Source organism: Cyclonatronum sp. (assembly GCF_022565315.1).
Taxonomy (GTDB): Bacteria; Bacteroidota; Rhodothermia; order Balneolales; family Cyclonatronaceae; genus Cyclonatronum.
Genome location: NZ_JAIUMX010000120.1, coordinates 1 through 10,167, shown reverse-complemented (window position 1 = coordinate 10,167; position 10,167 = coordinate 1). Strand labels below are relative to the sequence as shown.

The following is a 10,167-nucleotide window of genomic DNA, read 5'->3' as shown; positions in this document are numbered from 1 at the left end:
GCCCAGCAGCAGCTGCACCAGCGCCCCGGCAACCGGGCGGTCTTGCACGGGGTTCGTAACCGCTATCTCTATAACAGTTTGCCGGGCATGAGTTTCCGGCACTATGATAAAAACAAGGCCAAGAAGGCCAAGAATGCAAAAAAATAATTTCTTGGGAAATGGCGGGCGAAGGGTAGGATCTGTCATTGCCGGTCCGCTAAAATTTACATGTTTGTTAGAATTCCTGCCCGGGAATAATAACAAATATTTCTTTATTTACAGGCATTTGACAGACATTCTAATGAGCGAAACCGGGAGAAGCCGGTTTATTCACCTCCTCAGGTCTACCCGTTCACCTTCCGCATAAAAATAAACAGCGGCAGAAATGCTGTAAGGCCAATGATGACGGGGGCGACGTAAGATTTGAGGCCGAGTATCAGCAGCAGGCTGATGAGCAACAGCTGGAAGCCGAGGCCGTAAACGGACAGGAAGGTCATCAGCCAGTTGGGGATGGATTTACCGGTAGGGGCGGATAAATCAAGTTTGTAAATGAGTTTGTCGAAGCCGCCGTACAGAAAGGTGTAGAGCCGGTACATGAAGCTTACGTGCGACTGCCGCTCACCGGGGTATGCTTTCGGAGTCTTGTTTTCGAAGATGCGGCTCGTGGTGTCTCCCTGCTTTTGTGATTTGAGAATCGCGTAGTAATAATTGTACAGAGTACCCTGTAGCTGCATACACAAAAAGGCCGTAATTCCCAGGAAAATATTGGTGTCGCTGATCAGCACAATCACACTGAAAATCATCAGATTCAGAATAATATCGGAAACCGAGTCGAGATAGCGGCCTGTGTATGAGGGGGTGTTTTTGAGCCGGGCAAGCTCGCCGTCGGCGGCATCAAGGATGGATTTGAGCACCAGGAAAAAGCCGGCAGCCCAGTAATGACCGTTTACCATGCATACAAGGGCAATAAGCCCGGATACGACGAACGAGATGGTAACATGAATCGGGGTGAAGCGCGTGTTTTGCAGCGATGATGCAATAAGGGCGGCAAACGGACGGCCGTAATCGGACAGGTCCAGGAATTTTTCTTCTTGCGGTAATTTCGACATCAGGGGTCAGCCGGAAGCAGTTTGATGAATAACAGTTATGCGCAGCGAACAGGCGGCACGCGGTTTGGGAAAGCTTGGAACACGGATTGCCGCGATTCTAAAAAAAAAGCGTAATGTCAGGTCCTCATCCTGACCAGCTGCTTATCCCTCAAAAAACAAAAATCCCTGCAAGTCAGCGACTTACAAGGATTCATGTACCGGCGATCGGACTCGAACCGATACTTCTTGCGAAACACGAGTTTGAGTCGTGCGCGTCTACCAATTCCGCCACGCCGGCATTTTCAGGACTGCAAATATAAGACGCCTGTGCCCGATATGAAAGCATGCGAGGAAAATATTCGCAGGCTCCCGACGGGTTTAATGGAATAGCGGGGTTCGGCCCCGGTCTTTCAATCCGTGGGGGATGAGGCAGCTTTTCTTTTAGCCGGCTCCTCATGCCGTCTTGCTGCTTTGCGAACCGGCATCAATCCGCCTCAAAACGGTGAAAAACTCTTGAGTCAGGGGGACTACGGCAGAGTTTCAGCTTCCCCCTAAACCCGCTTAATTTATGCGCCGGATGTGTTTATGAGGTCGTTTCGGGCTCCAGGGCATCTCCCTGAAAAGAAAAAATAAATTTTTCTTGACTTGCGTTGCGTTTAGCACATAGTTTTAGGGCATGAAATTATCTCACAACACATCAGCCGTAACAAACCCGCACTCCGCATGTTGCTTCATGCGAATGTGTATGCGAATGCGCTCCGGGTTTGTCGCTGCCGTGCTGTGAGATAATTGTTCTTTGAAGCATAATCTTATCAAGAAAGGCTGAGGGACAGGCCCTGTGACGCCTTAGCAACCGTTCCGGTATATCCGGGAGTCAGGTGCTAAATCCTGCCCGGCAAATTTTATTTGCCTGGGAAAGATGAGAAAGACTGGCCTTTAGCCGGTATCTGATATCAGGTACCCCCTCAATTAAAGCCTCTTCCGAATTTTTCCCGGAAGAGGCTTTTTTTTTTGGCCTCTTCCGTCTCAAACACATCCGAAACACATCAACCGAAACCGCAATTTCACTTCAACGCATCATGAACAGCACGTTTCAGGCCTGGTACGAACGCAAGATGTACGCAACGGAGGCCCTTTCGGCCGAGACCGGCTGGGTACAGCAGTTTCTGCCGGAGGTACGCACCATCGCCATTGTCGGTCTTTCGAAGAACCCGACCAAGGACAGCCATTTCGTGGGCCGCTACCTGCAGCGGGCCGGCTACACCATCATCCCGGTGAACCCTACGGCTGATGAAATCCTCGGCGAGACCTGCTACCCCGACCTTGCCTCGGTGCCCGTGCCGGTAGATGTGGTGAACGTGTTCATGAAGCCCGCCCTGATCTCCGTCGTTGTTGAGGCCGCCCTCGAAACTGAGGCCCGCGTGATCTGGCTGCAGCTCGGAACCGGGGAACACCCCGAGCTTTCCGAAAAAGTATCCGATGCCGGCCGGCGCCTCATTCAGAAGCGCTGCATCAAAGCTGATCATCAGTTTCTGGTCCGCGACCTTACGGTCTGAGCAAGGCGCGCATCACCCTGAAAAACAAACTTCCTTTTTTCAAAACTCCTTTTTTGCTAACGCTAAACTACACATAAACAAGACTATGAGTACTTCTTCCAAACCCCGCAACTACCGCTTCGAAACCCTTCAGCTCCATGCCGGTCAGGAGCCTGACCCTACCACCGGCGCACGGGCTGTTCCGATTTATCAGACGACTTCCTATCAGTTCAAAGATTCCGAGCATGCCGCTACGCTGTTCGCGCTCAAGGATTTCGGCAACATCTACACCCGCATCATGAACCCGACCACCGATGTTTTCGAGAAGCGCATTGCTGCCCTCGAAGGCGGCGTTGCGGCTGTTGCGACTTCCTCCGGGCAGGCCGCGCAGTTTCTCGCTATCGCGACCATCGCGCAGAAAGGCGACAACATTGTGGCAACAAGCAACCTCTACGGCGGTACCTACAATCAGTTCAAGGTATCGCTGCCGCGCCTCGGCATTGATGTGAAGTTCGTGACCGAAGATGCGCCCGAGGCCTTCGAAGCCGCGATCGACGAAAACACCAAGGCCATTTATGTGGAGTCGCTCGGCAATCCGAAAAACAACGTGCCCGATTTCGAAGGCCTTGCTGCGGTAGCCCGGCGCAACGGCATCCCGCTGATTGTGGACAACACTTTCGGTGCCGGCGGTGCCATCGCGCGCCCGATTGATCACGGAGCCAACATCGTGGTGGAGTCGGCCACCAAATGGATCGGCGGACACGGCACTTCGGTTGGCGGCGTGCTGGTCGATGCCGGAAACTTCAACTGGGGCAACGGCAAGTTTCCGCTGTTTTCGGAACCATCCCCCGGCTATCACGGCCTCAATTTCTGGGAAGTTTTCGGGGATGAAGGTCCCTTCGGCAACATCGCTTTTGCCATCCGCGCACGGGTGGAAGGCCTGCGCGATTTCGGCGCATCGCAGTCGCCTTTCAACAGCTTCCTGCTGCTTCAGGGCCTGGAAACGCTCTCGCTTCGGGTTGAGCGCCACTGCGAAAACGCCCTGAAACTCGCCCAATGGCTGCGTGAGCAGGAGGCCGTGAGCTGGGTGAGCTACGCCGGTCTGGAAGACCACCCCTATCATGATGCGGCCCAAAAATACCTGCAGCCCAACCGCTTCGGTGCGGTGCTCACCTTCGGCGTGAAGGGCGGCTTTGAGGCGGCCAAAGCCTTCATCGAAAATGTGAAGCTTGCGAGCCACCTCGCCAATGTGGGCGATGCCAAAACCCTGGTAATTCACCCGGCATCTACCACGCATCAGCAGCTTTCGGCTTCCGAGCAGCGCTCAAGCGGCGTAACGGAAGACCTCATCCGCGTTTCGGTCGGTATCGAGCACATCGACGACATCCGCCTCGATTTTGCCGAAGCCTTTGCGGCGGTTCCGGTTACGGCCTGAACCAAAGCCCGCATCACCCTGCATCCCTGAACCTGCTTTACTTTTTTGTGATATGAACTACGCTGACTCCCTCTACCCGCATCTGCTCGGTTTTGTGACCGAATCCGGTTTCCGCTTTCCGCAGCTGGACATCGCCTGGAAGTCGTGGGGGCGCCTGAACGAGGCCCGCGACAATGTGGTGGTTATTTGCCATGCCCTCACAGGGCACGCGGATGCGGAGGAGTGGTTTTCGGGTTTGTTTGCCGAAAGCGGCATCCTGAACCCGAAGGAGCAGTTCATCATCTGCATGAACGTGCCGGGCAGCTGCTACGGCTCGACCTCCCCGCAGTCCGTGAATCCGGAGACCGGCCTTCGGTACGGCTCCGCGTTTCCGGTGCTCACGATCCGGGATGTGGTTCGTGCGCAGCAGCTCGTGCTCGATCACATGCGGGTGAAGCAGATTCAGCTGGTGATTGGCGGCTCGATGGGAGGGATGCAGGCCCTGGAGTTTGCCGCGATGGACCGGCGCGTGCAGTCGGCGGTGATTATCGCTGCCGGGGCGCGTCATGAGGCCTGGGCCATCGGCATCAGCGAGGCACAGCGGCAGGCGATTGCGGCCGACAGCCGCTGGAAGGGCGGTGACTACGCTCCCGGCGAAGAACCGGTGCAGGGGCTTGCGGCCGCGCGCGCTATGGCGATGCTCACCTACCGGGCGCCGCAGCAGTTTTCGCAGCGGTTCGGCCGCGAAAAGCGGGATGAAGGCAGCTTTCAGGTGGAAAGCTACCTGCGCTATCAGGGTGAAAAGCTCACGCAGCGCTTCGACCCGCTCAGCTATGTGCGCCTCACGCAGATGATGGATACGCACGATGCCGGGCGCGGAAGAGGCGGGCTGGATACCGCCCTTGCTGCGATTCAGATTCCCGTGCTGGTAGTCGGCATCGATTCCGACCTGCTGTACCCCACCGCGGAGCAGCGCTCGCTGGCCGGGAAGCTGCCGAACAGTTTCTACCGCGAAATCCGCTCCGAATACGGTCACGACGCCTTCCTGATCGAGTTTCGTCAGCTCAACAATTTGCTCATCGAGTTTCGCCATCATCTCAAACACCACGCCGCCTGAAGAGCAGCGAAAGACCCGACCTGATTTTTTCACCTTATAAATATCATGAAAGCACTCAAACTTACGCATGAGGCTGCCGAAGTAGCCGGCGCCTTTAAACTTGAGCACCTCACTTCTTCTTTTTTTGATGCAGAACCGGCCGAAAACCCGCTGCTCGATGTGTTTGTGGCGGGCATTGGCACCGTTGGCAGCGAACTGCTGCGTCAGCTGGAGCCGGGCGGTCCGCTCTCGGAGGATTTCCGCCTGATCGGCTTCTGCAACAGCAAGCTCGCCCTCATCCATGAAAAAGGCGTGCAGCAGGCGTCGTTTGTGAACCGCCTATCGGGGCAGCGGCCGGTTACGCCTACGCGCTGGGCCTCGATTGTGGCGCAGCTCATCCGGCACTACGAGGAATCCGGCCGGGGACTCATTTTTGTGGATGCAACCGGCAGCCGTGAGGTTGCTCTGCTGTACCTGCGCCTGCTCGATGCCGGGGTGCATGTGGTTACGCCGAGCAAAATTGCGAACACCATGCCGCAGCATTTCTTCGATCAGCTCGTTGCCCCGCGCGAAAACGGCGCGCTTTTCCGCTACGAGGCCGCTGCCGGTGCCGGTCTGCCGATTGTGAATACCATCAGCACCATGGTGCAGAACGGGGATGCCGTGCTGCGTATCTCAGGGGTGCTCTCCGGCACCATGACCTACCTGTTCGGCGAGCTCGAAAAAGGCGTGCCCTTCAGCGAAGCCGTCCGGAAAGCCTATGATGAAGGCTACACCGAGCCCGATCCGCGTGATGACCTCTCCGGGGAAGATGTGGCCCGCAAGTGCCTCATTCTGGCACGAACTGCCGGTTTCCGGATGGAGCGGGATGCCTTCACCGCTGAAGATCAGACCCCCGAAGGCCTGCGCCATGCCCCGCTTGACGAATTCTTCGCCGGCCTGTCTGATTACGACGACCTCTGGAAACAGCGGGTAGCAGAAGCCCGGGCCGAAGGCAAGGTGCTGCGCTACATAGGCGAAATAAGCCCGAAGAAAATTGAGGTCGGGGTCCGCGCCGTGCCTGCAAACTCACCCATCGGAACCCTGCGCGGCGCCGACAACCTGATTTCCATTGAAAGCCGCTACTACAGCCGCTCGCCCGTAACCATTCAGGGCCCCGGCGCCGGCAGCGAAGTAACCGCACAGGGCGTACTCGCCGACATGCGCCGCATCGCCGATCAGGTCTGAGACGGATGGCCCGCGGATTGGGGCGGAGTGTTGATTTGACCGGGGACGGCCGACCGCAGACGGCGGTAAAAAGCTTCGGGATCTTAAACCCCGAACCAAAGCGACACACTGACACACTGACCTACTGACATACTGACATACTGACATACTGTTGCCACATCTCTCCCTTCAATTGCAAATTCATTTTTTAATTGAACGTGCTTTTAAACTGTCTCTTGACTTCGAAGTTTTATCTGAACAAATAGAAACCAATCACATAACCCATTGATTTCTATGGATAAATCTGTTCTCCGGCATATCAGTCAACTTTCTAAAAGAGAAAAAATACTTCTTGCAGAAGCCCTGTGGGATTCCATCGCTGAAGATCCTTCTGTAATTGATATTCCTGAATCGCACAAAAAAGAGCTTCGGTCGCGTCTTGATACTTTAGAGGAAGATTCCAAAACCGCTGTTTCATGGGAATCCTTTGTAAAACAGTTTTCTTAATTGCTCATGGCACCTGAGTTAAAGATTACGTCCAAAGCTCAGAAAGAATACGTGAAACCCAGCTCGTTTTAGGTCACTAAATTGTTTTCCGGCACAACAGATATGCGCACACAAAAAATGGTTTCGCAGCACGGTCAAAAGTCCCGCAACCCCAAACCAGCGCGACACACTGACACACTGACCTACTGACATACTGTTAATTTATTCCCTCATCAGCCGGATTTGCCCGTACCAGGCGCGGGCAGATTCGCCGGTGTCGTCTGAGTCGGTCATGATTTGTATGCCGGTGATTGCGGGCGGCTCAGCCCCGAAGGCTTCGCGGTAATCTTCCAGGATGTTTCTTCTTTCGGTCACCCAGGTGCCGGCCTCGTCGTTTCCGCTTCTCACGGCGAGCAGCTTCACCAGCCCGGTGTAGGGGCTCGGTGCAATTGTGCCCGCCGGCGCCCGGTTGGCCCAAATGTAGCACAAAGCCCGGTTGGGGATATCAAAGGAGGTGAAGGTCCGCAGGGCCAGCAGGAAAACCCGGTCGCGGAACCGAAGCTCCGAGGAGGGCAGATCGAAGGTGAGGTACAGCCTTCCGGCGAAATCATCGCCATCGCGACGGGTCAGGTCGCCGTTTTCCAGCACGGAATCAATCATCCACTCCCATTCGATTACGGGGTATTCCGCCGGATTAAACCGCAGCGGCATCACCAGCCCGGAGGCCGACTGCTCACTCACCGCTTCAATCACAACGCTGCCGTCCTCAAGCGTTGCAAGCCGGTATTCGGTCGGCCGGATGTTCCCGAGCGGCTGATGCACCCACCGCGAGGCCGCCTCTTCGGACGGATTAAAGTCTGAGGGTCTAATTATAATGATGTCGTTTCCGGACTGTGGCTGTTCCTGCGCCACGAACAGCGGTTCCGGTAAAAGTGCTGTGAGCGCAAAAATGACGGAAAACAGGATGAAGGCGGAAGTTGAGCGCATTAACACAGCCGGTTTTGAGAAAGTGTTTAGGGGGATTCGCTGGTGGCATAACCTGTATGGCACCGCATTAGTGCGTGAAAATCAATCAGGTGCAGCGTAACCAAAAATATCAGACTGCTCCTTAAGTGGCTGAAGATATTCAAACCCCGTTTGTGAAACCCGTTCCGATACCGTAGTTTTTTTGCAATTTACCACCGGGCGCTGCTCCGGCTCACCTTATTTTTTGTGATGCTTAAAAAAATCCTGATTTCTCTCGGCATTGCAGCGGCAGTGATGCTGCTGCTTTGGGCCGGCCTTACGCAATTCGGAACCTGGCGGGCCGCGCCGCCGCACAAGGGCATCACGGCTCTGGTAAACGGCAATTTTCTCACCATGGCCGGGGATGCACCGGAAATCATCCGCGATCAGGTCCTGCTGATTGAGGATGCCGGCATACGCGGCTTTTTTTCGGGTGATGCGGTACCGGATGGCGCCCGCATCATAGACCTGAACGGCGGCTATGCCATGCCCGGGCTGTTTGATTTGCACGTGCATTTCGGTGGGATGCCGTTTGCGGATGGTCGCAGCTTTGCCGGTATGATGGTGCAGTTTTTTCGCGGCTACCCCGACGCCCGCCGTCAGTTTCTGGCACACGGGGTCACCTCGGTTACTTCCCTCGGCGACAGCTATCCGCAGATTCTGGAGATGCGCGACCGTGTTGCCGCCGGTAAACTCGAAGGCCCCCGCATCCGTGCGGCCGGGCCCATGCTTACCTCGCCCGGCGGTCACCCGGTAAGCACCATTTTTGCCAACAACCCCTGGGCGGCCGAAACCAACGCCCGCGAACCTGATACCCCGGAGGAAGCCCGTGCCGAAGTGGACCGCCTCGCGGCAGGCGGCGTTGATCTCATTAAGGCCATCTACACGGCGGGTCACCGCGATCAGCTGCCCCGCATGGAACAAAGGGTGCTGGAGGCGATTGCGGATCAGGCCCGGTTTCACGGGCTGCAGCTCGTTGTCCATACCGATACCCGCCATGATGTGGAGGGCGCCCTGCAGGCCGGCGCCGACGGACTCGAGCATCTGGTCTGGCTGCTTTCCTCAGATACAACAGGCACCTTCGACCGCCTTGCCGCGCTGCAAACACCGGTTGTTCCTACCCTCGGGGTGATGTTCCGCAGCCTCAATGAGGCGCAGCGGCAGGCTGTGCTCGGGGAGTTCCGCCGGCAGCATGAGGCCGGCATCCCCATGTTTATGGGCACCGATGCGGGTAACCTGCCCGCGGGGTCAAGCCTGTACGACGAGCTTCGGCTGTTCACGCAGGGCGGCCTCAGCCCATGGCAGGCGCTGCAAAGCGCGACCATCAAAGCTGCGGAGCACGCCGGTGTGGCCGGGCATCTCGGCAGCCTGGAAGCCGGCAAGCTGGCCGACATCATCGTTTTTCCCGTAAATCCGCTCGAAAACCTCGCTGAGCTCCCCCGGCCTGAACTTGTATTTCTTGGCGGGAAGCGGATTCGGACCGACTGAAGGATGTCTTAGGCTGAAACCGGATGAGGGCAAGGCGCGCATCACCCTAAAAACAAACAATTTAATTTGAGTGTAATCAGGGGAATCAGCCGGGCGATGGATTGTGAAGTTTTTTTGGCGGATTTAACGCCTGCATAATGCTGCAAAGCGCGGGCGGATGTATTTTGGACTATTTGCCATTTTAAAGGATACATCCATGACTGCTTTGATTCGCTTCACACTTTTGCTGCTGCTGTTTGCCGGTCTGCCGGGCGGGCCGCTTGCAGCCCAAGCCTGGCAGGGCGCGCCCGAAATTCTGAATCCCGGCGCGGGCAAGGACTTCATTTTTGGTTTTGTGTTTGAGGACGCCAATGAGAACAGCCGCTTCGATGCCGGCGAAACCGGCGTGCCCGGGGTGCTGGTTACCAACGGCTTCGAGTGGACCAAAACCGACAGCACCGGCTATTACGAGTTGCCCGTACATGCCGATATGAACCTTTCGGTGGTTCAGCCATCGGGCTGGCGGGTGCCGGTCGATCACCGGATGGTGCCGCAGTTTTTCTACATCCACAAGGAGGGAGGCACGGGTTACCCGCTGCGGTACGGAGGGCTGCCGGATACCGGCCCGGCCCCGGAGCAGGTGAATTTTCCGCTGAACCGGCAGGGCGCATCGGGTTTGGATTTCAGCTGCGCGATTGTTGGTGATCCGCAGGCGTACTCCAATGAGCAGATCAGTTTTCTGAGGGACGGCGTATTTGCTGACATCATCGCTGCACCTTTCGCCCCCGGCGACTGCATGATTCAGATGGGGGATGTGGTCGGCGATGACCTCGACCTGCTCGAACGCCATCTCGAACTCTCGGCCATGACCGGCCTCAAGCAGTGGCTCGT

9 protein-coding genes, 1 tRNA gene and 1 riboswitch are annotated in these 10,167 nt (G+C 56.4%); of the genes, 7 read left to right on the top strand and 3 right to left on the bottom strand.

The window, feature by feature from the left end; translation table 11 throughout:
• Positions 1-323: 323 nt before the first annotated feature.
• Together LAT75_RS13695 and LAT75_RS13690 are read right to left on the bottom strand one after the other, a co-directional pair.
• Entirely contained in the window at positions 324-1,088 is a 765-nt protein-coding gene (locus LAT75_RS13695) for a CDP-alcohol phosphatidyltransferase family protein (RefSeq protein WP_291483242.1), read from the bottom strand.
• A gap of 195 nt (positions 1,089-1,283) precedes the next feature.
• Positions 1,284-1,365: transfer RNA gene (locus tag LAT75_RS13690), tRNA-Leu, on the bottom strand.
• Between the two features lie 508 nt (positions 1,366-1,873).
• A riboswitch (SAM riboswitch) is annotated at positions 1,874-1,993 on the top strand.
• Between the two features lie 153 nt (positions 1,994-2,146).
• On the opposite strand from LAT75_RS13690, the gene LAT75_RS13685 reads away from it, so the two are divergent.
• From LAT75_RS13685 to LAT75_RS13665, 5 genes are all read left to right on the top strand, one after another.
• A complete protein-coding gene (locus tag LAT75_RS13685; protein ID WP_291483241.1) occupies positions 2,147-2,623 on the top strand; it encodes a CoA-binding protein in 477 nt (158 codons plus the stop codon).
• 85 nt (positions 2,624-2,708) lie between these two features.
• A complete protein-coding gene (locus LAT75_RS13680; protein ID WP_291483240.1) occupies positions 2,709-4,037 on the top strand; it encodes an O-acetylhomoserine aminocarboxypropyltransferase/cysteine synthase in 1,329 nt (442 codons plus the stop codon).
• Positions 4,038-4,089: 52 nt separating this feature from the next.
• On the top strand, positions 4,090-5,133 hold the full coding sequence (gene metX, locus LAT75_RS13675) for a homoserine O-acetyltransferase (RefSeq protein WP_291483239.1): 1,044 nt from the start codon (positions 4,090-4,092) through the stop codon (positions 5,131-5,133).
• Between the two features lie 45 nt (positions 5,134-5,178).
• Entirely contained in the window at positions 5,179-6,339 is a 1,161-nt protein-coding gene (locus tag LAT75_RS13670; RefSeq protein WP_291483238.1) for a hypothetical protein, read from the top strand.
• Positions 6,340-6,612: 273 nt separating this feature from the next.
• Complete coding sequence (locus tag LAT75_RS13665; RefSeq protein ID WP_291483237.1) at positions 6,613-6,825, top strand: addiction module protein; 213 nt, start codon at positions 6,613-6,615, stop codon at positions 6,823-6,825.
• A 201-nt stretch (positions 6,826-7,026) separates the two neighbouring features.
• Here LAT75_RS13665 and LAT75_RS13660 read toward each other — a convergent pair whose 3' ends face one another.
• Complete coding sequence (locus tag LAT75_RS13660) at positions 7,027-7,791, bottom strand: DUF3047 domain-containing protein (protein WP_291483236.1); 765 nt, start codon at positions 7,789-7,791, stop codon at positions 7,027-7,029.
• A gap of 228 nt (positions 7,792-8,019) precedes the next feature.
• Between LAT75_RS13660 and LAT75_RS13655 the strand changes: the two genes are divergently transcribed.
• A complete protein-coding gene (locus tag LAT75_RS13655; RefSeq protein WP_291483235.1) occupies positions 8,020-9,297 on the top strand; it encodes an amidohydrolase family protein in 1,278 nt (425 codons plus the stop codon).
• Positions 9,298-9,493: 196 nt separating this feature from the next.
• Positions 9,494-10,167 (top strand): metallophosphoesterase N-terminal domain-containing protein (locus LAT75_RS13650; protein WP_291483234.1); only part of this gene is annotated, 674 nt, incomplete at its 3' end.